General features: G+C 75.5%; 23 protein-coding genes. 11 read left to right on the top strand and 12 right to left on the bottom strand.

The annotated features are described in order from the left end of the window. Nucleotides 1-102 precede the first annotated feature (102 nt). Nucleotides 103-849 carry a lytic polysaccharide monooxygenase gene (locus ACGFNF_RS03150; RefSeq protein ID WP_357578775.1) on the top strand — a complete coding sequence of 249 codons (747 nt, stop codon included), beginning with the start codon at nt 103-105 and terminating at the stop codon, nt 847-849. Nucleotides 850-913: 64 nt separating this feature from the next. Continuing rightward, the gene (locus ACGFNF_RS03145; protein ID WP_393165408.1) at nt 914-1498 is read left to right on the top strand and encodes a DUF305 domain-containing protein; all 585 of its coding nucleotides are present in this window, start codon (nt 914-916) and stop codon (nt 1496-1498) included. Nucleotides 1499-1512: 14 nt separating this feature from the next. On the opposite strand, the gene msrB is transcribed toward ACGFNF_RS03145, so the two are convergent. After that, nucleotides 1513-1926 (bottom strand): peptide-methionine (R)-S-oxide reductase MsrB, encoded by a 414-nt coding sequence (gene msrB / locus ACGFNF_RS03140; protein ID WP_393165406.1) that lies wholly within the window; start codon nt 1924-1926, stop codon nt 1513-1515. A gap of 47 nt (nt 1927-1973) precedes the next feature. Here msrB and ligD point away from each other — a divergent pair, with 47 nt between their 5' ends. Further along, nucleotides 1974-2999, top strand: a complete 1026-nt coding sequence (gene ligD / locus ACGFNF_RS03135; RefSeq protein ID WP_357578778.1) for a non-homologous end-joining DNA ligase — start codon at nt 1974-1976, stop codon at nt 2997-2999. Nucleotides 3000-3053: 54 nt separating this feature from the next. On the opposite strand, the gene ACGFNF_RS03130 is transcribed toward ligD, so the two are convergent. Next, nucleotides 3054-3347: a hypothetical protein gene (locus ACGFNF_RS03130; protein WP_357578779.1), complete on the bottom strand. Its 294-nt coding sequence runs from the start codon at nt 3345-3347 to the stop codon at nt 3054-3056. Nucleotides 3348-3516: 169 nt separating this feature from the next. Between ACGFNF_RS03130 and ACGFNF_RS03125 the strand changes: the two genes are divergently transcribed. From ACGFNF_RS03125 to ACGFNF_RS03110, 4 genes are all read left to right on the top strand, one after another. Next, a complete protein-coding gene (locus tag ACGFNF_RS03125) occupies nt 3517-6708 on the top strand; it encodes an FtsX-like permease family protein (protein ID WP_393165403.1) in 3192 nt (1063 codons plus the stop codon). Nucleotides 6709-6748: 40 nt separating this feature from the next. After that, nucleotides 6749-9460 carry an FtsX-like permease family protein gene (locus tag ACGFNF_RS03120; protein WP_393165401.1) on the top strand — a complete coding sequence of 904 codons (2712 nt, stop codon included), beginning with the start codon at nt 6749-6751 and terminating at the stop codon, nt 9458-9460. A gap of 2 nt (nt 9461-9462) precedes the next feature. After that, nucleotides 9463-10461, top strand: coding sequence for an ABC transporter ATP-binding protein (locus ACGFNF_RS03115; RefSeq protein ID WP_357578782.1), 999 nt, complete (start codon nt 9463-9465; stop codon nt 10459-10461). A 214-nt stretch (nt 10462-10675) separates the two neighbouring features. Beyond that, nucleotides 10676-11416: an ABC transporter ATP-binding protein gene (locus tag ACGFNF_RS03110; protein ID WP_393165399.1), complete on the top strand. Its 741-nt coding sequence runs from the start codon at nt 10676-10678 to the stop codon at nt 11414-11416. Between the two features lie 320 nt (nt 11417-11736). Here the strand turns inward: ACGFNF_RS03110 and ACGFNF_RS03105 are convergent, their stop codons facing one another. After that, entirely contained in the window at nt 11737-12207 is a 471-nt protein-coding gene (locus ACGFNF_RS03105; protein ID WP_393165397.1) for a GNAT family N-acetyltransferase, read from the bottom strand. Nucleotides 12208-12281: 74 nt separating this feature from the next. On the opposite strand from ACGFNF_RS03105, the gene ACGFNF_RS03100 reads away from it, so the two are divergent. Then, nucleotides 12282-12794, top strand: coding sequence for a potassium channel family protein (locus ACGFNF_RS03100; protein WP_393165395.1), 513 nt, complete (start codon nt 12282-12284; stop codon nt 12792-12794). Here the strand turns inward: ACGFNF_RS03100 and ACGFNF_RS03095 are convergent. Together ACGFNF_RS03095 and ACGFNF_RS03090 are read right to left on the bottom strand one after the other, a co-directional pair. Continuing rightward, a complete protein-coding gene (locus ACGFNF_RS03095; protein ID WP_393165393.1) occupies nt 12721-14310 on the bottom strand; it encodes an alpha/beta hydrolase in 1590 nt (529 codons plus the stop codon). The genes ACGFNF_RS03100 and ACGFNF_RS03095 overlap by 74 nt on opposite strands. Nucleotides 14311-14343: 33 nt before the next feature. Further along, on the bottom strand, nt 14344-15456 hold the full coding sequence (locus tag ACGFNF_RS03090) for an ATP-dependent DNA ligase (RefSeq protein WP_393165391.1): 1113 nt from the start codon (nt 15454-15456) through the stop codon (nt 14344-14346). 136 nt (nt 15457-15592) lie between these two features. Here ACGFNF_RS03090 and ACGFNF_RS03085 point away from each other — a divergent pair, with 136 nt between their 5' ends. After that, on the top strand, nt 15593-15805 hold the full coding sequence (locus ACGFNF_RS03085; protein ID WP_357578785.1) for a hypothetical protein: 213 nt from the start codon (nt 15593-15595) through the stop codon (nt 15803-15805). Between the two features lie 165 nt (nt 15806-15970). Continuing rightward, complete coding sequence (locus ACGFNF_RS03080) at nt 15971-16393, top strand: SRPBCC family protein (protein ID WP_393165389.1); 423 nt, start codon at nt 15971-15973, stop codon at nt 16391-16393. Here the strand turns inward: ACGFNF_RS03080 and ACGFNF_RS03075 are convergent. Then, nucleotides 16368-16859, bottom strand: coding sequence for a GNAT family N-acetyltransferase (locus ACGFNF_RS03075; RefSeq protein WP_393165387.1), 492 nt, complete (start codon nt 16857-16859; stop codon nt 16368-16370). The two genes, ACGFNF_RS03080 and ACGFNF_RS03075, sit on opposite strands and share 26 nt — an antisense overlap. Nucleotides 16860-16944: 85 nt before the next feature. On the opposite strand from ACGFNF_RS03075, the gene ACGFNF_RS03070 reads away from it, so the two are divergent. Then, nucleotides 16945-17448 carry a DUF1990 family protein gene (locus tag ACGFNF_RS03070; protein ID WP_393165385.1) on the top strand — a complete coding sequence of 168 codons (504 nt, stop codon included), beginning with the start codon at nt 16945-16947 and terminating at the stop codon, nt 17446-17448. 68 nt (nt 17449-17516) lie between these two features. Here the strand turns inward: ACGFNF_RS03070 and ACGFNF_RS03065 are convergent, their stop codons facing one another. The 6 genes from ACGFNF_RS03065 to ACGFNF_RS03040 all read right to left on the bottom strand — a co-directional run bounded on the left by ACGFNF_RS03065 (nt 17517) and on the right by ACGFNF_RS03040 (nt 22839). After that, on the bottom strand, nt 17517-18437 hold the full coding sequence (locus ACGFNF_RS03065; protein ID WP_357580567.1) for a DNA-3-methyladenine glycosylase 2 family protein: 921 nt from the start codon (nt 18435-18437) through the stop codon (nt 17517-17519). Between the two features lie 125 nt (nt 18438-18562). Further along, complete coding sequence (locus ACGFNF_RS03060) at nt 18563-19198, bottom strand: hypothetical protein (RefSeq protein WP_393165383.1); 636 nt, start codon at nt 19196-19198, stop codon at nt 18563-18565. A 220-nt stretch (nt 19199-19418) separates the two neighbouring features. After that, nucleotides 19419-20198 (bottom strand): zf-HC2 domain-containing protein, encoded by a 780-nt coding sequence (locus tag ACGFNF_RS03055; RefSeq protein ID WP_357580565.1) that lies wholly within the window; start codon nt 20196-20198, stop codon nt 19419-19421. Continuing rightward, nucleotides 20195-20890, bottom strand: a complete 696-nt coding sequence (locus ACGFNF_RS03050) for a sigma-70 family RNA polymerase sigma factor (RefSeq protein WP_393165381.1) — start codon at nt 20888-20890, stop codon at nt 20195-20197. Before ACGFNF_RS03050 ends, ACGFNF_RS03055 begins: the two co-directional genes overlap by 4 nt. Before the next feature lie 129 nt (nt 20891-21019). Further along, nucleotides 21020-21877 carry a spermidine synthase gene (locus tag ACGFNF_RS03045; RefSeq protein WP_393165379.1) on the bottom strand — a complete coding sequence of 286 codons (858 nt, stop codon included), beginning with the start codon at nt 21875-21877 and terminating at the stop codon, nt 21020-21022. Beyond that, the gene (locus ACGFNF_RS03040) at nt 21877-22839 is read right to left on the bottom strand and encodes a hypothetical protein (RefSeq protein WP_393165377.1); all 963 of its coding nucleotides are present in this window, start codon (nt 22837-22839) and stop codon (nt 21877-21879) included. Before ACGFNF_RS03040 ends, ACGFNF_RS03045 begins: the two co-directional genes overlap by 1 nt. Nucleotides 22840-22865 lie beyond the last annotated feature (26 nt).

The following is a 22865-nucleotide window of genomic DNA, read 5'->3' as shown; positions in this document are numbered from 1 at the left end:
AGAAGGCGCGATGTTTCTATCGACAGGAGTCTTTACTGTTAACAAGCTTTAATTTATGTTGAGTGGCACCTCACCAGGCTCAAGTCCGAAGGAGCTGCCACCATGCGTCGAAGAATCACCATCCCGTTCGTGGCGACGGGTGCCGTCGTCTCCGCACTCGCCGTCGCGGCGCCCGCCCAGGCCCACGGCTACGTGTCCGGCCCGCCGAGCCGCCAGGCGCTCTGCGCCCAGGGGCGGGTCCCCGACTGCGGGCAGATCAAGTACGAGCCGCAGAGCGTCGAGGGGCCGAAGGGGCTGCGCAGCTGCCACGCGGGGATCGCCCAGTTCGCCGTCCTCAACGACGACAGCCGGGGCTGGCCCGCCACCTCGGTCGGCAGCTCCGTCACCTTCACCTGGACCAACACCGCCCGGCACGCCACCAGCAACTGGGAGTACTTCATCGGCGGCACCCGGGTGGCCGTCTTCAACGGCGGCGGGCAGCAGCCCGGCGCCACCGTCTCGCACACCGTCAACCTGGGCGGCTACCCGGGACGGCAGAAGGTCCTCGCCGTGTGGAACATCGCGGACACCGCCAACGCGTTCTACTCCTGCGTCGACCTCCAGGTCGGCGGGGGCGGCAACCCGTCGCCCACCCCGAGCCCGACCCCGCCGGCCCCGTCGCCCACCCCGACCCCCACCGCCGCCCCGACCACCCCGCCCGCGCCGGGCGGCAGCTGGACGGCGGGCCGGGCCTACCAGGTCGGCGACCAGGTCACCTACGGCGGGCTGGCGTACCGCTGCCGGCAGGCGCACACCGCGATCCCCGGTTGGGAACCGCCGCACGTGCCGGCGCTCTGGACGCAGGTCTGACCGGACGGGTGCGGCCCGTCCCCCGGCGCCCGCACCCGTCACCCTTCCCGGATCGGAGTACGCCATGCGACGGCTGCCCACGGTCGCCCTGCTCGCCGTCCTGCTGACCGTCCCCGGTTGCGCCGCGCGGACCGCCCCGGCGTCGTCCGCCCCCGTGCCGCCGGGGCCGGCCGCGGCCAGCCGGACCGAGATGAACGGCCTGGACGTGGTCTTCCTGGCCATGTTGGCGGCACACACCGAGCAGACGCTGGAGATGGTGCGGCTCAGCCGCGACCGGGTGACCGACCGGAAGCTGCACACCCTCGTCGCCGCCATCGAGGTCACCGAGACCGACGAACTCGCCACGATGCGCGGCTGGCTGCGCGACGCCGGGCCGGAGGCCGCCGAGGCCGCCCGCCGGCACGACCACGGACAGCACGGGACCGCCGCCGAGGACATGGCACGCCTGCGGGCCGCCCCGGACGGCGAGGTCGACCGCGTCCTGCTCGGCCTGCTCGTCCCGCACCAGGAGGCGGCGGCCGACCTGGCCCGGGCGCACCAGAAGGTCGGCGCCGACCCGCGCGTACGGGACTTCGCCGGCCGCGTCGAGCGCTCGCGTGCGGCCGAGGTCTCGCTGATGGCCGGGCTGACGCCGACCCGGGCGGCCTGAACCCGGGCGCCGGATCAGGCGTCGGCGCGCGGCTCCAGCCGGATGGAGACGGAGTTGACGCAGTGCCGGGTGTCCTTCGGGGTGAAACCCTCGCCCCGGAAGACGTGACCCAGGTGGCTGTCGCACCGGGCGCAGCGGATCTCGGTGCGGCTCATCCCCAGGCTGCGGTCCTCGATCTCCTTGACCGCGCCGGGGATCGCGTCGTCGAAGCTGGGCCACCCGCAGTGCGAGTCGAACTTCATGTCGCTGGGGTAGAGCTGCGCGCCGCAGGCCCGGCAGTGGTACATCCCCGGCGTCTTCGTGTCGACGTACTCGCCGGTCCACGGGCGCTCGGTGCCGGCCTCCCGCAGCACCCGGAACTCCTCCGGGCTGAGCCGGACCCGCCACTCTTCCTCGGTACGGGGCAGTTCACTCTCGTCAAGACTCACCCGCCAACGGTACGTCGGACGTCGGGGGTGTGGCATATGGTCGCGCAATGGGTGGCACGAAGGCTGCGGCCGAACTGATCGAGGTGGCCGGGCACGACGTCCGGCTGACCAGCCCCGACCGGGTCATCTTCCCGCAGCGCGGCTTCACCAAGGCCGACGTCTTCCACTACTACCTCGCGGTGGGTGACGGCATCATGCGCGCCCTGCGCGAGCGTCCCACCACGTTGCAGCGCTTCCCGGAGGGCGTCGAGGGGGAGGCGTTCTTCCAGAAGCGGGTGCCCGCGCGGGGCGTGCCGCCCTGGGTGCGCACGACCACGATCAGCTTCCCGAGCGGTCGCAGCGCGGCCGAGCTCTGCCCGGCCGACCTGGCCCACGTGGCCTGGGCCGCCCAGATGGGCACCATCGTGTTCCACCCGTGGCCGGTGCGTGCCGCCGACGTCGACCGCCCCGACGAGTTGCGCATCGACTTCGACCCGCAGCCCGGCACCGACTTCGCCGACGCGGTCTCCGCCGCCGGGGAGCTGCGCGGGCTCCTCGACGAGCTGGGCGTCACCGGCTGGCCGAAGACCTCCGGCGGCCGTGGCGTGCACGTCTACCTGCGGATCGCGCCACGCTGGACGTTCACCGAGGTGCGCCGGGCCACCATCGCGCTGGCCCGCGAGCTGGAGCGGCGCCGGCCGGAGCTGGTGACCACCGCCTGGTGGAAGGAGCAGCGCGGCGAGCGCGTCTTCGTCGACTACAACCAGATGGCCCGCGACCGCACGATCGCCTGCGCGTACTCGCTGCGGGCCAACGCCCGGGCCACCGTGTCCACCCCGGTCACCTGGGACGAGCTGCCCGACGTCGACCCCGACGACTTCGACCTGCGCACCGTCCCGGCCCGGCTGGCCGAGCGCGGCGATCCGCACGCCGGCATCGACGACACCGCGTGGGACATCAGCCCGCTGCTGGAGTGGGCCGACCGGGACGACACCGCCGGCCAGGGCGACATGCCCTACCCGCCGGACCACCCGAAGATGCCCGGCGAGCCGAAGCGCGTGCAGCCCTCCAAGGACCGCGACCGCCCCCGCTGACCGGCCCGCCCGACGCCGCCGTCCCGCTGGCGCCGGCCGGACGCGTGCCCGCCGTCACCGGCGGTCGCCGTACGCCTCCACCGCCTCCTTGGCCGAGCGCAGGTCCGCGCCGGTCGCCTTCCGGTACGCGGCGATCGCCTTGATCTTGTCGCCCCGGGCCAGGTGCTGTGCCACCTCCGGCGGCACGGGCGAGGCGTCCACGACGCCCAGGTGGTCCATCACCAGCCGGAGCCGGCGCTCGATCTCGGCGAGCCGGTACGCGGTCCGCGCCTGCTCCGTCCTGCCCGGCAACTGGGCGGCGAGCAGCGCGACGACGGCCACCATCAGGGCGGTGAGAACGATCTCCATCCGGTGATCGAAGCACATCCGCGCACCGCGCCATCCTCGCCGGGTCGCCGGCCCCGCCCACCGGTCGGGCGCCTCCGGATAACGATCAAGTAACGGGCGCGAACCTTTCCCGGCACGTCACCGCTCTCCCTGGTCGTCGGCCCGACAGCGGGCCAGGGGAGGGCATCGGATGAAGCTGGTGTGGAGGCGGGCCCGCGAGGCGCGTGGGCTGCTGCTCGCCGCGGTGGTCGCGGCCCTGGTGGCGGTCGCGCTGGTCACCGGGCTTTCTGACTACAACCGGCGGGCCGTCGAGGCGGGCCAGCGTGCCCTGCTCAGCGGGGCGTCGTTCGAGGAGCGCAGCCTCCTGGTCAGCGGCGCGGCCGGCCGGGACGCGGCCGAGTTCGCCGCCCGGGACCGGGCCGTCCGGGACGGGTTCGCCGCCGGCCTCGGCGGCGCGCCGGTCACCGTCGACGCCGCCCGCTACGGCGGTGGCCGCGAGCTGACCGGCGATCTCGGTCCCGTGGCCCGCGACGACGACCCGGTCTTCGCCACCCTGGCGGCCCTCGACGACCTGCCCCGCCACGCTGAGCTGACCGGCGGCGCCTGGCCCGCCCCGGGAGCCTCGCCGCTGCAGGTCACCCTGCCGGAGAAGGTCGCCGGCATGCTCGGGATGAGCGTCGGCGACCGGGTGCCGATGCTGGACCGCCGGTCCGACGAGGCCAGCACCGTCGTGCTCGTCGGGACCTGGCGCCCCCGCGACGCGGCTGACCCGTACTGGCGGCTGGCACCCGGGGTCGGGGCGGGCAGCGCCGCGGACGCCGGCACCTCGTACGGGCCGTTCGTGCTGGACCCGGCGGACTTCGTCGCCACGTACCCGGGCTCGGTGTCGGCGTCCTGGGTCGTCGAGCCGGACCTCGCGGCGGCGGCCGGCGCGGGCCGGCTGTCCGACGTGCGGCAGGCGCTCACCGCGGCCCTCGCCGAGGTGCCCGAGGCGGCCGGGCTGGGCTCCTCCGGCCAGACCGTCACGGCGATCGACCGGCTCCTCGACCGCGTCACCCGGGCCGACCTGGTGGGCCGTTCCTCGCTGGCCACCCCGCTGCTGCTGATCGTCGTCCTCGGCGGGTACGCGCTGGTGCTCGTCGCCGCCCTGCTGCACGAGGACCGGCGCGGCCAGACCGCCCTGCTCCGGGCCCGGGGCGCCGCGCGGCGGCAACTGGCCGGCCTGGCGGCCCGGGAGGCGGCCCTGGTCGTCCTGCCCGCCGGCGTGCTGGGGCCCCTGATCGCCGGCGAGGCGCTGCGGCACGTGGGCACCGGCGGGGCCACCCCGCTGACGCTCGCCGCCGGCAACACCACGCTGATCTGGGCCGCCGCGGCCGCCACCGCCGCCGGTTGCCTGGTCGCGATGGTCGTCCCGACGTTGCGGGGGGCCGGCACCTACGTCGCCGACATGGCGGCCCGGTCCCGGCCCACCCGCGCCGCGAGCGTCCAGCGGGCCAGCCTCGACCTGGTGCTGGTCGGCTTCGCGGTGCTGGCCTGGACCCAGCTGCGCCAGTACTCGTCGCCGGTCGCCGGGGCGGCCGGCCGGCTCGGAGTGGACCCGCTGCTGGTCGCGGCGCCGACGCTGGGCGTGCTGGCCGGCGCGGTCGTGGCGTTGCGGCTGCTGCCGCCCGCGACCCGGTTCGCCGAGCGGTTCGTCGACCGCAGACCGTGGACCGCGACCATGTTCGGCATGTGGCAGGCGGGGCGCCGCCCGCACGCCGGCCCCGTGCTGCTGCTCGCCCTCGCCGTCGGCGGCAGCACCCTGGCGTGGTCGCTGGTGACCACGGGCGAGCTGTCGCAGGCCGACCAGGCCGACCACACCGTCGGCGCCGACCTGCGGGTCGTCGAGCGCACCGGCTCGGCACCCGACGGTCGGGCCGGTCAGCTCGCCGCGCTGCCCGGCGTCCGCGAGGCGCTGCCGGCCTGGCGGGACGAGATCCGCCTCGGCCGCGCCGACCTGCCGACGACGGTGGTGAGCCTCGACGCCGCGGCCGCTGCCGGCGTGCTGCGACTCAACGAGAGGCTGACCGACGAGCCCGCGCCGGCACTGCTCGACCGGCTGACCCGGGCGCGCGGCGCGCCGAGCGGGCTGGAACTGCCCGCCGGCACCCGGTCGCTCACCGGCACGGTGCGCACCCCCGTGCGCGACGCCGTCACGCCGCACCAGATCGGCCTCTGGGTGCTGCTGACCCGGGCGGACGGGCTGGCCTTCCGGCTTCCGGCGGGCAGCAGCGGCAGCGACGGCCGGTCGGCGCCGTTCACCGTCGCCGTCCCCGCCGGGGAGGGCGCCCTACGACTGTCCGGTTTCGAGGCCGACGGCGGGAGCGCGCGCGGGCGGGCGTACCGCCTGGAGGTGTCGGACCTGCGGCTGGTCGGCGCCGACGGCACGGCCCGGCCGGCGTCGCTGGACGGCGGGTGGGTGGCCGTCGACGGCCAGGGCAAACCGGTCGGTGCGTCGGCCACGGCCGCCGGGCTGAAGGCCGACTGGGAGGTCGAGTACCGCGAGGGCGGCCGGTTCGCGTTCCAGCCGCCGAGCCGCTTCGCCGTGGTGCCGGCCGGCGAGAACCGGCCGGTACCCGCACTGATGACCCCGGCCGTACGCGACGCGTTGAGCCTGCGCGTCGGCGACACGGTCAACCTCGTGCTGTCCGGCGCGACGCTGCCGGTCACGCTGGTCGGCGAGCTGGACGCGGTGCCGTCCGCGGCCGGCGAGGGTGTGCTGCTGGACCTGCCGGCGGCGGCGGACTGGCTGATCCGGGACCGGGGTGGGGTCCGGCCGGTGCCGGAGTGGTGGCTGGGCACCGAGGGCGCCGGCCACGCCGAGGCGGCCCGCGCGGCGGCCGACCTGACCGGCGCCACGCTGCTCGACCGGCGGGAGGTGGCCGAGCGGGCCGCCGGCGACCCGTACTGGCAGGGGGCCCGCACGGGGCTGCTCGCCGCGGCGCTCGGCTCGGTGCTGCTGGCCCTGGTCGGCCTGATCGTCGACGTCTGGGCGACCGCCCGGCACCGGCTGGGGGAGTTCGCCGTGCTGCACACGCTCGGCGCGAGCCCCCGGCTGCTGGCCCGGGCGCTGCTGGCCGAGCAGACCTTCCTGGCCGGGATCGGCGTCGGCGTGGGCCTGCTGCTGGGCGCCGCGGTCGGCGCGACCATGGCCCCGCTGGTCATCCTCACGCCGTCCGCCGGCCGGCCGGTGCCGGAGGCCGCCTTCGTGCTGCCCTGGCTGCCCATCGGCCTGACCGCGCTCGGCCTGCTGCTGGCGGCACTCGCCTTCAGCGCCTTCATCGCCCTCGGCATCCGGCAGCGGGTGGCCGTGGCGCAGCTGCGGATCGGGGGAGACCGGTGACCGGGTGGAGCGTAGGGACGAGAAGGAGCGGAGTCGGGGCGTGGTGAGCATCGGGGCGGTGGCCCGCCGGATTCGGGCGTACGGCGGGCAGTTCCTGCTCCTCGCGGCGTTGACGCTGGTCGCCACGCTTGTCATCAGCGGCGTGCCCAGGATCGTCAACGCGCACGCCGAGCAGGGCCTACGGGCGCACCTGGGCACCGTGCCGGCGCAGCAGCGGGACGTGACGTACTCGACCGGTCCGCTCGTCCCGACGAACGAGGGCGGCTCCCCGGTGGCCACCCGCCAGGGCGACCTGGCGACGCTGGAGGCCGGGATGCCGCCGGTCGTACGCCGGATGGTCGAGCGGCGGTGGTTCACCGCCGAGACCAGGCCCAGCCGGGTGGTCGGTCCGGACCTGGCGGCGAAGAACCTCCTGGTCGACCTTGGCCTGCGGGCCGTGTCCGGGACGGAGGAGGCCGGCACGCTTGTCGACGGGCGCTGGCCGGCCGACGCGCCGAAGGGCGAGCCGGTGCAGGTGGCGCTGGCCGCCGACGTGGCCCGCCAGCTGAACCTGCGGGTCGGCAGCCGGCTCACCCTCGCCGCGCCGGGACCCGTCTCGCCCACTGCCCCGCCCCGCGCCACGGTCGACGTGGTCGGTCTCTTCGCGCCCCGCGACGACACCGACGGGTTCTGGGACGGCCTGCCGCCGTTGCTGCGGGTCGGCGAGCCGCCCGGGGACGGTGATCCCTTCATCGCCGTGGGGGTCGTCGAGGCCGCCGCGTTGAACCGTCAGGCCGTCGCCGGCTGGCCGCTGGCGTTCAGCTGGCGCTACCGGATGGGCGCCGACGGGATCGACGCACGCGAGCTGGACCAGGTGATCGACGGACTCCAGCAGCTGACCCGGGAGGCGGAAGGCCGCAACATCGTGCAGGGGCTGGACATCCCGCTGGGGGAGTTCGCCGCCGAGGTGGACAGCGCCCGGACGGTGCTCGGGGTCATCGCCGCGGGCGTACTGGCCACCCTGGCCGGCCTCGTCGTGCTGGCCGCCGGGCTGCTGGTGCGCCGCCGCCGGTCGGAGTTCACCCTGCTGCGGGCCCGGGGCGGGGCGGCCACCACGAGCGCGGGCCGCAGCCTTACCGAGGCGCTGCTGGTGGTGCCGCCCGCCGGCGCGCTCGGCTGGCTGGTCGGTGGCCTCGCCCCGGGGGCACCGGGCGGGACCCTGTGGTTTGCCGTCGCCGCGACCGTCCTGGTGGCCCTCGCGCTGCCGGTGGCCACCCTCGCCGCGTCCAGGGGCGGTGCCGGTCGGCGCGACCTGATCCGGTCGCGCCCCTCCGCGCGTCGCCTCACGGTGGAGGCGGGGCTGCTGGTCCTCGCGGGTCTCGCCGTCGTACTGCTGCGCCGCCGCGGCCTCACCCCCGGCGAGGTCGACCCGCTGCTGGTCTCCGTGCCGGTGCTGCTGGCCGTCGCCGCGGCGGTGGTCGCGATGCGGTTGTACCCGTGGCCGCTGCGGCTGGTCAGCCGGCTCGCGGCCCGGGCCCGGGGCAGCGTCGCCTTCCTGGGCACCGCCCGGGCCGGCCGGTCCGTCGTCGCCGTGCCGCTGGTGGTCGTGGTGCTGGCCATCGCGACCGCGGCGTTCTGCGCGGTGACGGCCGCCGGGATCGAGGCGAGCCGGGACCGGGCCGCCAGCCGGGTGGTGCCCGCAGACGCCCTGATCCTGGGGGACCGGATCGCCCCGGACACGGGCGCCGAGCTGGAGCGGCTGCCGGGGGTCCGCGCCGCGAGCCCGGTGCTGCACGAGGCGGGCCAACGCCTGGCGAAGGACGCCATCGGCACCGAGACCCGGCTCGGCGGGGTGACCGTACTCATGGTCGACGGTCCGGCCCTGGCCCGGATCGTCCGCGAGTCCGGCGTCGACGTGACCGTGCCGGCGGCCCTGCTCGCCCCCGCCGGGGGAGGCGGCCCGCTGCCCGCGGTGGTCTCCCCGGCGGTCGCCGCCGAGCTGGCCGACGCCGGCCTCGACGGCTCCGCCTTCGTCAGCGCCCAGGGCCAGCGGTACGAGTTCCGGGTCGCCGGGCAGGCGGAGAGCTTCCCGCTGCTGCGCGCGGAGAGCAGCCGGTTCGTCGTCCTGCCCTGGCAGTCCCTGCCCCGGCGGGACTACGCCGCCGTGCCGACCGGTTTCCTGGTGGCCGGCGACGACCTGGACGGCGAGGCGCTGCGCCGGGTCGGCGACGCGGGACAGTCCCGCTTCCAGACCGGCGGGGCCGTCACCGGCCGGGAGCGCCCGCGCGGCGTGGAGTTGCTGACCTTCGCGGACACCCGCCGGCAGGTGGGTGAGAGCGGCGCCAACGGGGTGCTCGCCTTCGGCTTCACGGCCGGCGCCGCCGGTGGGACGGCGCTCGGCCTGCTCGCGATCGCCTTCACGGTGCTCGCCGGTGCCCGCGAGCGCGGGCAGGTGCTCTCCCGGCTGCGCACCCTCGGCCTGTCCCGACGCCAGTGGCGCGGGCTGCTGCTGGTGGAGCTGGTCCCGCTGGTGGGCGTCTCGGTGGTGACCGGTGCGCTGGTTGGCACGCTCCTGCCGCTGTTGCTCACCCCGGTGCTCGGCCTGTCCGCCTTCACCGACGGGGTCGAGGTCCGGGTGGCGTTCGAGCCCGGCCTGGCGGCCGCGGTCGTCGCGCTCGGTGCGCTCGCCCTCGGCTTCGCGGTCGCCGTCGAGGCCCTGAACAACCGCCGGATGCGCCTCGGTGAGGTGCTCCGGCTCGGAGAGGAGAACTGACAATGACCGCTACCGCGGAGACCACCGCCGTGCCGGACCTGGCCGCCCTGCAACAGCGGGCCGCCCAGCGTGCGGCCGAGCGGGCGGGTGGCCGGGACCGCTTGCGCGGGCACATCGTCTGCGACGGGCTGGTCCGGATCTTCAAGACCGAGGGGGTGGAGGTCGTCGCGTTGCAGGGGCTCGACCTGGTCATCGACCGGGGCGAGCTGGTGGCGATCGTGGGCGCCTCCGGGTCCGGCAAGTCGACGCTGCTGAACATCCTCTCCGGGCTCGACACGCCCACCGCCGGCATCGCCCGGGTGGGCGACTACGACCTGCTCAACCTCTCCACCCGGCGGCGACTGAGCTACCGGCGGAGCATGGTCGGCTTCGTCTGGCAGCAGACCGGCCGCAACCTGCTGCCGTACCTGACCGCGCTGGAGAACGTCGAGCTGCCGATGCGGCTCGCCGGGCGGCGCGGCGGCCGGCGCGCCCACCGCGAGCGGGCCCGGGAGCTGCTCGACCTGGTCGGGGTCGGTCACTGCGCCGACCGGCGGCCCGGGCAGCTCAGCGGCGGCGAGCAGCAGCGCTGCGCGGTCGCGGTGGCGGTGGCCAACGACCCCGAGGTGCTCTTCGCCGACGAGCCGACCGGTGAGCTGGACGAGGCGACCGGCGCCGACGTCTTCGGGGCGCTGCGCACCATCAACGCCGAGCTCGGCGTCACCATCGTGGTGGTCACCCACGACCACGCCGTGGCCACCCAGGTCCGCCGGACCGTCGCGATCCGCGACGGCCGGACCGCCTCCGAGGTACGCCGGACCGCGCGGATCGGCGCCGACGGCAGCACCGAACTGGTAAGCGAGGAGTACGCCGTGCTCGACCGCAGCGGCCGGATGCAGCTGCCGGCGCCGTTCGTGGACGCGTTGTCGCTGCGCGACCGGGTGCGGCTCAACCTGGAGCCGGACCACGTGGAGGTACGCCCGGGCGACCGGCCGCAGGACGAGCGGGAGACGACACGGTGAGCGGTCGCGGCATCGCCACGGTCAGCGGTCGGGAGGCCTGCGCGGCCAGCGGGCGTGGCATCGCCACGGTGAGCGGGCGGGAAGCCGTCGCGGTGGGCGGGCGGAAGGCCGTCGCCGTGGGCGGACGGAAGGCCGTCGCCGTGGGCGGACGGGGCATCAGTCGGTACCGCGTGGTCGATCCGGTCGACCGCGCCGAGCACAGCGGGGCGGGATCATGAGCGAGCACGACGTGACGTCGGACGGCCGGTCGGCCGGGGCGGTGGCGGGCGCCACGGTCACCGACAAGGTGGTCCGGGTGGAGGGGGTCAGCCGCACGTTCGGCCGCGGCGAGCACGCGGTGCACGCCGTACGGGACGTGTCGTTCTCGGCCGGGCGGGGCGAGCTGGTGGCCGTGCGCGGTCGCTCCGGGGCGGGCAAGACGACCCTGCTGAACCTGGTGGGCGGGCTGGACCGGCCCGACTCGGGCCGGGTGGTGGTTGCCGGGCACGACGTCACCGGCGCCGGTGAGAAGGAGCTGCTGGAGCTGCGCCGCGGCACGGTCGGCTTCGTGTTCCAGACCTTCGGGCTGGTGCCGATCCTGTCCGCCGCCGAGAACGTCGGCGTACCGCTGCGGTTGGCGCGGGTCCCGGCGGCCGAGCGGGAGGAGCGGGTGGCGGTGCTGCTCGAGCTGGTGGGCCTCGGCGGGCACGCGGGCCAGCGCCCGTACGAGCTCTCCGGCGGGCAGCAGCAGCGGGTGGCGGTGGCGCGGGCCCTGGCCAACGAGCCGGACCTGCTGATCGCCGACGAGCCCACCGGCCAACTCGACTCCGAGACCGGCCGGTCGATCATGGATCTGCTCCGGGCGGTCGTGCACGCCCGGGGCATGACCGCGCTGGTCGCCACCCACGATCCGGCCCTGATCGACCTCGCCGACCGCGTCCTCACCCTCCGCGACGGCCACCTCCTCCCCACCTGACCCCCGCCCGCTCCGCCCGCCACCCCTCGCGTCGCGCCCGCCGCCCCGCTCGCGTCGATCATGCAGTTGTGGTGGGAGTTGTTCGCCGCTTCGCCCCTTTTGCGGGGCACCACAACTGCATGATCGCCGGGATGAGAACGCGGCACGGAACCTCGCGAAGCTGGTAGTCGCCGGGAGTGGCCCGGAGACGCTAAACGGACGTGGAGCCGACCGTAAGACCCCGCTTGCGGGGCGGGTGGCGACGAAGCGTCAACCTCGCGCCGCGCAAGCGGATCAGACGAGGACCGTTGGCCGGCAACGGTCAGCTGTTGATCATGTGCCTATATTTGCACACTGATCGGCAACGGGAGTTTCATGCCCTCGTGGGTGGGGAGGAAGCCCAGGTTGACGTAGAAGCGGTGGGCGTCCTGGCGGGTCTTGTCGGTGGTGAGCTGGACCAGGGCGCAGCCACGCTGCTTCGCCTGGTCGACCGCCCAGGTGATCATCTGCCGGCCGAGGCCCCGCCCGCGTAGGTCGGAGCGGACCCGGACCGCCTCGATCAGCTGCCGCTCCGCACCGTGCCGGCCCAGGCCGGGGATGTACGTGAGCTGCATGCAGCCGAGCAGCTCACCGCCCGCGTCGGCCACGATCAGCTGGTTGCGCGGGTCGGCGTCGATGTCGGCGAACGCCTTCTCGTACGCGGCGTCGACCTCCGTGAAGTCGCGGGTCCTGCCGAGCACGTCGTCGGCGAGCAGGGCGACCACGGCCGGCAGGTCGGCTCGGACGGCCTCGCGGAAGATCACGTCACTCATGCCGCCCAGCGTGGCACAGCGAGCGGGACCGATGGGCGGGCGGCGCTTGCCCGGGCCGGGCAACATGACTGTCCATGGACGCCCTGCTGCTGCCGTTCCGGCTGATCTACCGGGGGCTGGTCTGGTTCGCCAACTCGCCCCGTACGTTGATCATCTCGTACCTGTTGATGATCGTGGTGGCCGGCGTGATCTACGGCCACGTGGAGAACCGCAGCCCGGCGGACGCCGTCTGGTGGGCGGTGGTGACGGCGTCCACCGTCGGCTACGGCGACATCTCCCCGGTGAGCTGGCAGGGCCGCACCCTCGCCGCGCTGCTCATCTCGACAATGGTGCTGCTGGTCATCCCGTTGATCACGGCGCACTTCGCCAGCCAGCTCATCGTCGACGACGACGCCTTCGAGCACGAGGAGCAGGAGCAGCTCAAGGCCGACGTGCGCCGGATGCGGGCGCTGCTGGAGGAGATGGCCGCCCGGCAGGGCATCGACCTGCCCGACCTGCCGCCGGAGCGGCCGGTCAGCGGGCCGGGCAGCGCAGCCCCTCCCTGGGCACGGTCAGGTCGATCAGGTAGGCGTCGACCGCCTCGGTGATGCAGGAGGTCTGCGGGTACGCGGTGTGCCCCTCGCCCTCCCAGGTGAGCACCCGGCCCACGCCCAGCATCGCGGCCAGCGCCGGGGTCTGCTCGTAGGGCGTCGCGGGGTCGCCGGTGGTGCCCACCACCAGGATCGGCGGCGCCCCGTCGGCCCGGCCCGTCGGGTACGGGTCGCGACCGCCGGGCCACTCGGCGCAGGAGAGCAGGCCGACGGCCAGGGCCGGCCCGAACAGCGGGTACTTCGCCCGCCACTGCGACTGGAGTTGCCGGATCCGCTCCCGACTCGGCTTCTCCTCCTCGTCGGCGCAGTTGACCGCCAGGTTGGCGTCGAACATGTTCGAGTAGTGCCCGTCGGCGTCCCGGTCGGCGTACGCGTCGGCGAGGCGGAACACGTCGCCCGGGTCGCCGCCCTCCAGCTTGTCGATGGCGACGGCCAGCTCCTGCCACCCCGACTCGGTGTAGAGCGACGAGATGATCGCGTAGAAGACCCAGCCCGCGGTGGCCTCCCGGCCGTCGTCACCGCGTGCCGGGGACACCCGCGCCTTGTCGATCGCCGAGGTGACCGCGGCCCGGGCGTCCGGGGCGATCGGGCAGCGCCCGGCGTTGGCCGCGCACCACGTGGTGAAGTTGCCGAAGGCCCGCTCGAAGCCCTTGGCCTGGCCCTCCGAGCCGGCGATCAGGCCCTGTCGTGGGTCGACCGCGCCGTCGAGGACCAGCGCCCGCACCCGCTGCGGGTAGAGCTGGGCGTAGGTGGCCCCGAGCAGGGTGCCGTAGGAGTAGCCGAGGTAGGTCAGCTTGTCGTCGCCGACGGCGGCGCGGACCGCGTCCATGTCCCGGGCGGCCTGCTCGGTGCCGTAGAGCGGCAGCTGGTCGCCGTAGCGGTCGCCGCAGCCGCGCCCGATCTTCTGGCTGAGCGCGACGAAGCCGTCGAACGACTCCTGGCTCGCCGGGTCGGGGTCGTAGCCGAAGCTGGCGTCCAGCTCGGCGTCGGGGATGCACTTGACCGGGCTGGAGCGGGACACCCCGCGTGGGTCGAAGCCGACGATGTCGAACCGCTGGGTGATCGAGGCGGGCAGGCCGCCGAAGCTCGGGCCGAAGGAGAGGTAGACGGCGGTGTCCACGCCGGAGCCGCCGGGCCCGCCCGGGTTGATCACCAGCGAGCCGATCCGGTCGCGCTGCTTGGTCGACCGGGCCCGCAGCAGCGCGATCTCGAAGGTCTGCCCGGCGCCCGGGCCGGCGCTCGCCCCGCCACCTGCGCCCGTGCCCCAGTCGCGCGGCACCTTGATCCGCGCGCACTCGTAGCGCATGCCCGGCGCGCCGCGCCCGACCAGCTCCTCGGCCACCTCCGGGCAGGCCCGCCAGGTGGGCGCCGTGCCGGGGGCGGCGGCCTCGCCGCCGGCCTCCGTCCGGGGCGCGATCGCCGGCAGGGTGCAGCCTGCGGCGACCAGCGCGGCGGCGGCCAGCCCGGCGAGGGTGAGCCGGAACCGGCGGATCCGGTCGGGGGTGCGGGTCACGAGCGAGCCTCCGTGATCGGGTCGACGGCCAGGCTACGCCGGACCGGCGGCGGACCCCACGGTCACCGTGGGATCGCCGCGCAGCACCTGGTCCACATCGAACCGTACGGGCCGGTCGAGCTGGTCGTAGCGGCAGGATTGCGGTTCGCGGTCGGGCCGCCAGCGGACGAACCGGGCGGTGTGCCGGAACCGGTCGCCCTCCATGGCGTCGTAGCCGACCTCGACCACCAGCTCGGGGCGCAGCGGCTCCCACTCGAGGTTGCGGGCGCCCGTCCAGCGGCTCACCCCGCCGGGGAGGCGCTGGCCGCGCTCGTGGTCGCCGTGCACCCATGGGTGGTCGGCGCCGACGTCACGGTAGGGCTCCAGCTCCTCCAGCAGCTCCGCGCGGCGGGCCATCGTGAACGACGCGCTCACCCCGACGTGGTGCAGGACCCCGTCGTCGTCGTGGAGGCCGAGCAGGAGCGAGCCGACCACCGGGCCGGACTTGTGCCAGCGGAAGCCGGCCACCACCACGTCGGCCGTGCGGGCGTGCTTGACCTTGAACATGAGCCGCTTGCCCGGCTCGTAGGGCAGGTCGGCCGGCTTGGCGATCAGGCCGTCCAGGCCGGCGCCCTCGAAGACGTCGAACCAGCGGTGGGCGGTGTCGACGTCGGTGGTGACCTGCGTGACGTGCACCGGCGGCCGGACCCCGGCCAGCGCCGACTCCAGCCGGGCCCGGCGCCGCGGATAGGGCTCGTCGAGCAGCGTCTCGTCGTCGAGCGCGAGCAGGTCGAAGGCGACGAAGTCGGCCGGAGTCGTCTCGGCCAGCATCCTCACCCGGGACGCGGCCGGGTGGACGCGCTGGGCCAGCAGCTCGAAGTCCAGCCGGGGCTGCCCGCCCGGCCCGTCGCGCCGGATCACGATCAGCTCGCCGTCGACCGCGCACCGCTCGGGCAGCTGGCGGCGGGCCTGCTCGACCACCTCGGGGAAGTAGCGCGTCATCGACTTGCCGCCCCGGCTGGACAGCTCCACCTCGTCGCCGTCGCGGAACACGATGCACCGGAAGCCGTCCCACTTCGGCTCGTAGGTCATCCCCGGCGCGGTGGGGACCCGCGGGACGCTCTTGGCCAGCATCGGCTCGACCGGCGGACTGATCGGCAGCTTCACGGCGACCAGTCAACCAGACCGCACCGACAGTCGTGAGGCAGATCACGTCCGCGCGGCGGGCGGCGTGTCCGGCCGCGCGCCGCTCGTACCGCACCGGGCGAATCATGAAAGCGCAGGTCAGAGCTATCTTCGCGGGGTGTCGGAGTGGGTCTGCGGGTGCTGCGGGCGGTGGCGGGTCAGTGTCGAGCTGATCCGGGGCCGCTACCGGTACCGGCTGGTGCGCCGCTATCCCCGCCAGTTCGGCGGGGGCAAGGACGTGCTCGGCGAGGCCGGCTCGGTGGCGGAGCTGGAGGACCTGCTGCGCCGGCGTACCCCCCTCGGGCTGGCCGACCTGCGCGAGGCCGCCTGACCCGGCGGCGGCCGAGCCCGGCGGACGCCCGGCGACCCGGCGACCCGGCACCCCCGCGCCGGCGGACGCGGACCCGGCCGGCGGGCGCCTCGTCACGATCCCGCACGCGGCGTCGTCGAGACTGGCAGCGGCGCCGCCGGGCGTCGACAACGGGGAGGGGACGCGATGCGGTTCGAGGCCGGTACGGAGGTGGCCGCCGAGGCGGGACGGGTCTGGGCGGTGCTGGTCGACGTCGAGCGGTGGCCGGAGTGGACGCCCTCGGTGCGGCGGGCGCATCGGGGAGAGGCGGGACCGCTCGCGGTGGGCGCCACCGCCCGGCTCGTGCAGCCGAAGCTGCGGCCGGCGGTGTGGCGGGTCACCGAGCTGACCGAGGGCCGGTCGTTCTCCTGGGTCTCGGGCAGCCCGGGGGTGCGCACGCTCGGCGAGCACCGGGTGCTGCCGCTGCCCGACGGGCGCAGCCGCGTCGAGCTGGCCATCACGCAGTCCGGGCCGCTCGCCGGGCCCGTCGGCTGGCTCTACGGCGACCTGATGCGCCGCTACCTGCGGATGGAGGCCGACGGGCTCAGGCGTCGCTGCGAGCGGGACTGACCGCCTTCTCCAGTTGGGCGAGCCGGATGCCGTTCGCGTCCGGGCGGTGCCCGACCACCTGGTAGCCGTGCCGGTGGTAGAACCGCAGGTTCTGCTCGGTGTCCGCGCCCGTGAAGAGCGCGAAGCGGCGCACCCGGGCGGCGCAGGCCGTCTCCACCGCGCGCAGCAGCCGCCCGCCGACGCCCCGGCCGTGCTGGTCCGGGGCCACGGAGAGCCGGCCGATGTGCGCGGTGTCGCCGTCGACGTGCGCCCGTACGGAACCGACCAGCCGGTCGCCGAGCCGGGCGGTGAGCACCGTCGCCGGGCCCGCCAGCGCGGCCCGCACCTCGTCCAGGGTCTCGGTCAGCGGGGGCAGGAACGGGTCGGCGTAGCGCTGTGCCTCGGTGACGTACGCGGCGCGCTGCACGGTGAGGATCTCGCCGGCGTCCGTGAGGTCGGCGGGGGCGATGCGCGGCTCGATGATCACTCCGACAGCCAACCACAGGCCGTCGGGCGGGTCGCCCGCGCCGCCCGTACGCTGGCGGTGTCCCGTCGAGCCGTGGGGGTGCGCCGTGCCGGCACTGACCTATCCGCACGTCGGCGCCACCGAGACCGGCGAGCTGCCGGCCGGCTGGCGGCACGTGCGGCACCGGGTCCGGCTGCCCGACTCCTGCTTCCCGACGGCCGGGGACGCCGTGCTCGGCTGGCGCCTGCACCGGGCGGCCGGCATCCGGATCGACGCCGCCGCCGAGCGCGCCGCGCCCGGGGTCCGGGTGGTCTCCGGGCTGGGCGTCGGCCCGCTGCGGCTGGCCGCGCCCTGCGAGGTGGTCTGGGCCGTCGACGACGGGCGGCGGGCCGGCTTCGGGTACGGCACGCTGCCCGGGCACCCGGCGCGCGGCGAGGAGGCGTTCGTGGTCAGCCGCGACGCCGCCGGCCGCGTCTGGTTCGAGGTGGTCGCGTTCAGCCGGCCGGACCGCTGGGTCATGCGCGCGGCGGGGCCGGCCGGTCGGGCCTTCCAGCGGGCGTACGCCTGGTGGCTCGGCCGCACCCTGCGTCGCCTCTGCGCCCGACCCTGACCCGCATCGTCGTCACCCGTCGGCGGGTGGCATCCGCCGCCGCGACGCCGGCCGGGCGGCGGGACCCGTCAGAACCGGGCGAAGGAGCGGATCGGCATCCGCGGACCGTACTTCGGCGCCTGGACGCCCCCGGCCGCCAGCAGCACGCAGACCCGCCCCCGATGCCCCCGGAACGGCTCCAGCAGGGCCAGCATCCGGGCGTCGTCGCCGCGCGGCTCGCCCGCGAGGGCCCAGGCCACCGTGTTCGGCACGTGGAAGTCGCCGACGCTGACGGCGTCCGGGTCCCCGTACGCGATGCGCACCACCTCGGCGGCGGTCCACGGGCCGATGCCGGCGACGGCGGTGAGCCGGCGGGTGGCCTCGGCGGAGTCCGCGCAGCGCTCCAGCCGGTCGGCGACGGCCGCCACGCGGCGCAGCGTCTCGGCCCGGCGCTGCTCCACGCCGAACGGGTGGAACACCCAGTACGGGGTGGCCGCCACCGCCGCCGGCTCCGGCGGCAGCAGCAGCGGCTGCATCGGCCCGGGCGCCGCCTCGGCGAAGTGCCGCACCGTCGCCGCGTACGCCCGGTAGGCCTCCTTGCCGGTCACCTTCTGCTCGAAGACCGCCCGCAGCAGTTGGCGGAAGACCTGCCCGGTGGCGGGCATGCGCAGCCCCCGGTGCTGGGCCGCGAGCCGCGCCACCACGGGGTGGGCGGCGGCGAGCGCCCCGAACCCGCTCACGTCGTCGCGGAGCCCGGCGATCGCGTCGGCCCACTGCACCACCCGGTCGGCACCCGGGCCGTAGCCCTCGGCGAGCAGGGCGCCGCCGGCCGGCCGCAGGGCGAGGGTGGCCGGACCGTCCGGGGTGCGGGCGGCCCACCAGAACGTGCCGGCCGCGACGCGCGCACAGGGGTCGTACGGGCTGAAGGTCAGCGCCCGGACCGACGCGGCCAGCCGGTACCCGGCGGGCGGGCGCAGCTCCCGACGCGCGGTGGGTTCGGTCCCGGTCACCCGCACATGCTGTCACGTCCCCGCCCCGTGACCGGCGACACCGCCGGGCGCACGCCGGCCCGGTGCCGTCGCCGGTCCCGGGGCGGCGACCGGCCGCGCCGGGACCGGCCACCGGGACCGTGACGTCAGTACGAGTAGTCCGAGTCGCCCTGTCCGGCCTTGTCGTCGGACGGCGGGGCGACCGGCTTCGGGGTGCCCGGCGGCAGGCAACTCAGGTTCTTCTTGCCGTCCGGCGCGACCACGAACCAGGTGCCCCCGACGCCCTGGCCCTTCCACTGGCCGGGCTTCTTGTCCCCGACGTAGCGGTAGAGCGGCCAGCCGCCGAGGGTGATCTGCCGGGTGCCGTCCTGGCGGGTGACGGTGCCGACCTTGTCGTCGGAGACGCCGTTGAGCTCCGGGTCGCCGTCGGTCAGCGCCGGGGGCCACAACCGGGCGCACTTGTCGACGCAGTTCGACGAGGGCGGGTCGTTGGTGTCCTTGTCGAAGCGGTAGAGGATCCACCCGTCCTGGTCGGTGACCACGCTGCCCATCCGGGCGACCTTCCGGCCGTTGAGCTCCTCGGTCAGGTCCGCGTCGGCGGGCGGCGCGTCGGCGGCCGGGGACGGCGGGACCGAGGGCTCGGCCGCCGCGGTGGGTTCGGCGGCGGTCACGGCGACCGGGTTGGCCGCGCCCGGGTTCGCCCCCTCGTAACCGGCGGGAGCGCAGGCCGTCAACGCGACCATCGCGCTCGCCACGATGACGGTTCGCTTCATCTGTGCCACGTGCCCTCCTCGTTGATGCGGTTCACCGGTCAATACGGATAGAGCGTTGTCAAGGTTGAATGCGAAAGCGTGGTCGATGTCACGGGAAATCGTTGAACCGAACGGGCCGGAAATCCGTTTCCCGCGACGAGGGCGGTTTCCGCCAACAGCATTCGTGGAAACGGCACGCGGAATCGACGCCGGTTGTGAGGGCCGACCGGCGCCGATTCCGCGACGGGTGCTACATCTGCACCGTGACCAGCGGGCTCGCCACCCCGCCGGCGTCCACCGACTGCACCTGGAACTGCTTGATGTCGTCGAGCCGCGTCGACGTCGACGCCGACAGGCTCAGCTTGTCGGGGCGCGCGTTGGTGCCGTACCCGGTGCCGGGCACCGACCAGGTGGAGACCACCTCGGTGCTGTTGTTCCTCCGCACCACGACGAGCCGGCACGTCCGGGGCCCGGGCAGCTTGGCGAGGATGAAGTCCACGCCCGTGCCGAAGTCCTTCGACACGACGAAGAAGGTCGCCTCGACGCCGGTGGTCGGGTCGACGACGTTTACCGGATCGCCCTCCGGCAACGTCCCGCCGATGTCCGGGTCGTTCGGATCGCTGGAGCGGCCGACCGTCGGCGGGGCGACCTGCGCGGTGGCGGTCGGCTCGGCCACCACCTCGGGGGCACTGTCGCCGGCGATGCGGGCGAAGCCGAGCCCGGTCGCCCCACCGAGGACCAGCACCGCCGCCGCCGTGGCGAGCAACTGCCGGAACCGGTTGCGCCGCCGGTGGGCCCGGACCGCGACCAGCGTCCGGTCCAGCAGGGCCGGGTCGGTGCGGGTCTGCTCCAGCGCGGCCATCGTCTCGCCGTCGATGTCGGAGAGCAGGCCCACGACCGGCACCATCGTCTCCAACTCGGCGGCGCACGCCCAGCAGGTGGCGAGGTGCTCCTCGAACCGTTCCGTGTCGCGCTCGTCCAGCACGCCGAGCGCGTACGCCGCGACGTCCATGTGGTCCGCCCGGCTCATTCCGTCACCCCCCGTTCCTGCAGAGCCGTGCGCAGCGCGCGCAGCGCGTAGTAGACCCGCGACTTGGCGGTGCCGAGCGGAAGGCCCAGCTCCTCGGCCGCCTCCGGCACCGTCCGACCCCGGAAGTACGTGGCCACCAGGATCTCCCGGTGCGACTGGCTCAGCGTACGCAGCGCGTCCGCCACCGTCATCGTGCGCAGCACCCGGTCGGTGCTGTCCGCCTCGGCGAACGCCGTGAGGTCCCGGTCGTACGTCTCGGCGGGCCGGGCCTGCACGCTGCGGTGCTCGTCGATGGCGATCCGCCGCGCCACCGTGACCAGCCACGGCCGCAGCGAGCCCTGCCCCTGCACGCCCAGCCGGTGCGCGTTGCGCCACGCCCGCAGCAGCGTCTCCTGGACGATGTCCTCCGCCCGCTGCCGGTCGCCGCCGGTGAGCCGCATGACGAACGCCAGCAGCGGCCCGGCGTGCTCGGCGTAGAGCAGCCGGATCAGGCGATCCGAGTGACCCGCCTCGGTGGACGGTGCCGCCTGGTGGCGCCCCGGGGCGGATTTCGGCGTCACCGGCCCATTCTGGCGAGGCGCCTGGCGGGCGTCGACCCCGCGTGCCGCCGCGTCCGGCCGGGGCTGGGACCGCGCGGACATCCAGTCCGGTCGCGCCCTGTCGCCGTGCCAGCCGGCCGCCACCGCGTGCATGCAGACCTCCGGGTGTCCGATGACATCGGCCGCCTCCCACGGGCACGGCCGCCCGTTGGTACGCAGCGCCCACGCGAACGGATCAACGGCCCACGGAAAAGATTCCGCTCCCGCACCCGCGGACTCCGCTCAGCGGCGCACGGAGAAGATCCCGGGTGGCGGCGGGGTCGAGTCGGTGGCGTCGGCGTCGCGGACGACCGGCGCCCCGCCCGCGAAGCGGTCGAGTTCCCCGCCGGCCAGCACTCGCCCGGGGAACCAGTCCCCGGCGGCGCGCCGGGTCAGCTCCGGCACCGGCGGCTCGACCCGGCCGGCCACCAGCACCAGGTTGCCGTAGCGCCGCCCGCGCAGCACCGCCGCGTCGCCGACGAGGCAGGCCCGGGGCAGCACCGACCGGAGGGTGGCGACCTGCGCCCGGGCGTGGCGCAGCGGCGGGCCGTCGGCGACGTTCGCCAGGTGGAAGCCGGTGGGCCGCAGCACCCGGGCCACCTCGGCGGCGTACTCCACCGAGGTCAGGTGGGCCGGGGTGCGGGCACCGGCGAAGACGTCGGCCACCACGACGTCGTAGCTGGCGTCCCGGCTGGCGGCGAGCACCGCGCGGGCGTCGGCCACCCGCACCTTGAGCCGGGGATCCGGCTGCCACGGCAGGGCCTGGCGGACCAGCTCCACCAGCGCGCCGTCCACCTCGACCACCCGCTGGGTGGAGCCGGGCCGGGTGGCCGACACGTAGCGGGGCAGGGTCAGCGCGCCGCCGCCGAGGTGCAGCACCCGCAGCGGCGCGCCGGCCGGCGCGACCAGGTCGATCGCGGCGGCGAGCCGCCGGACGTACTCGAACTCCAGGTGCGTGGGGTCGGCCAGGTCCACGTGCGACTGCGGGGCGCCATCCATCAGCAGGGTCCACGATCCCGGCCGGTCCGGATCGGGCACCAGCTCGGCCTGGCCGGTGTCCACCCGCGCGGCCACGGTGTCGGCCGCCCGCTTGCGTCCCATCAGCGCCGTCCCCGGGCGGCGGCGGTCAGCACCCGGTGCAGCAGCCGCGCGTCGCCGAGCAGCGCCCGCAGCCGGCGCTCCAGGCCGGCGATCGGGATCAGGTTCTGCGGCGCGCGCGGGTCCTTGTAGGGGGTGGAGGCGAAGCGGGGCAGCGTGACCAGCGACAGGTCCGCAAGCCCCACCGCCTCGTCGACGCTCAGCTCGGCGGAGCACTCCATCCGGACGATGCCCGCCCACGGCGCGCCGAGGGCCACCGGCAGCCGCAGATACCACGACCAGCCGCCCCAGGCCGTGCCGAGCTTGAACACCGGGGAACGCTCACCGGCCGCCAGCTGAGTCACCACGGCGGTCAGCCGGGCGTCCAGGTACTGGCTGTGCTGGGTCTTGATGTAGCCGACCGTGCGCGGCAGCTGTCGCCGGTTGCGCAGCGGGCCGTCGACCACCAGCAGGTCGCCGTCGGTGCGGGCCGCCCCCGAGACCTCCACCTCGAGCGCGGTCAGCGGCCCCTGCACGGCGGCCGGGAGCTTGTTCAGCTCGCCCGTGCCGCCGACCCGGTGCACCGGGTAGCGGACGCTGCCGGCCACCACGTCCACCGCCGAGGGACTGGCCGTGAACAGCCCTCGGCCGACCCGCGCGCCGGCCAGCTGCGCCGCGCCGCGCTCCAGGTCGCACCGGACCACCCCGGCGGCGTACGAGGCGGCCAGGCCGGGGAAGGACGCCCCGTCGTCCTCCGCCGTCCACACGCTCGCGTCGATCCGGCGCACCCCGTCGACGAGCAGCACCACGTCGGGGGCCCGTACGCCGGGACGCGGCCCGATCGCCCGCCAGTCGACCGCCGGTAGCTCGGCGTCCGCGTCGACCTGGGCGCTGCTCGGCGCCGCGGGACCGCCGCCGCCCGCCGCCTCGAACGAGGCGCCGTACGCCGGATCCCACGCGTCGACGAAGAACCGGGGATCGGTCACCGCAGCGGACCTCCCGTCGCGCGCGC

This window comes from Micromonospora sp. NPDC048868, from assembly GCF_043198195.1.
Lineage (GTDB): Bacteria > Actinomycetota > Actinomycetes > Mycobacteriales > Micromonosporaceae > Micromonospora > Micromonospora reichwaldensis.
The sequence above is the reverse complement of the archived record's forward strand: the minus strand, read 5'-3'. Positions and strand labels throughout refer to the sequence as shown.

Bases quoted from the DNA above. Each gene is read 5' to 3' on its own strand.
- ACGFNF_RS03105 (WP_393165397.1), bottom strand. From the start codon at position 12,207: ATGAGTGACGTGATCTTCCGCGAGGCCGTCCGAGCCGACCTGCCGGCC.
- ACGFNF_RS03055 (WP_357580565.1), bottom strand. From the start codon at position 20,198: ATGAGCCGGGCGGACCACATGGACGTCGCGGCGTACGCGCTCGGCGTG.
- ACGFNF_RS03045 (WP_393165379.1), bottom strand. From the start codon at position 21,877: ATGGGACGCAAGCGGGCGGCCGACACCGTGGCCGCGCGGGTGGACACC.
- ACGFNF_RS03145 (WP_393165408.1), top strand. From the start codon at position 914: ATGCGACGGCTGCCCACGGTCGCCCTGCTCGCCGTCCTGCTGACCGTC.
- ACGFNF_RS03150 (WP_357578775.1), top strand. From the start codon at position 103: ATGCGTCGAAGAATCACCATCCCGTTCGTGGCGACGGGTGCCGTCGTC.
- ACGFNF_RS03115 (WP_357578782.1), top strand. From the start codon at position 9,463: ATGACCGCTACCGCGGAGACCACCGCCGTGCCGGACCTGGCCGCCCTG.
- ACGFNF_RS03100 (WP_393165395.1), top strand. From the start codon at position 12,282: ATGGACGCCCTGCTGCTGCCGTTCCGGCTGATCTACCGGGGGCTGGTC.
- ACGFNF_RS03080 (WP_393165389.1), top strand. From the start codon at position 15,971: ATGCGGTTCGAGGCCGGTACGGAGGTGGCCGCCGAGGCGGGACGGGTC.
- ACGFNF_RS03110 (WP_393165399.1), top strand. From the start codon at position 10,676: ATGAGCGAGCACGACGTGACGTCGGACGGCCGGTCGGCCGGGGCGGTG.
- ligD (WP_357578778.1), top strand. From the start codon at position 1,974: ATGGGTGGCACGAAGGCTGCGGCCGAACTGATCGAGGTGGCCGGGCAC.
- ACGFNF_RS03125 (WP_393165403.1), top strand. From the start codon at position 3,517: ATGAAGCTGGTGTGGAGGCGGGCCCGCGAGGCGCGTGGGCTGCTGCTC.
- ACGFNF_RS03050 (WP_393165381.1), bottom strand. From the start codon at position 20,890: ATGCACGCGGTGGCGGCCGGCTGGCACGGCGACAGGGCGCGACCGGAC.
- ACGFNF_RS03130 (WP_357578779.1), bottom strand. From the start codon at position 3,347: ATGGAGATCGTTCTCACCGCCCTGATGGTGGCCGTCGTCGCGCTGCTC.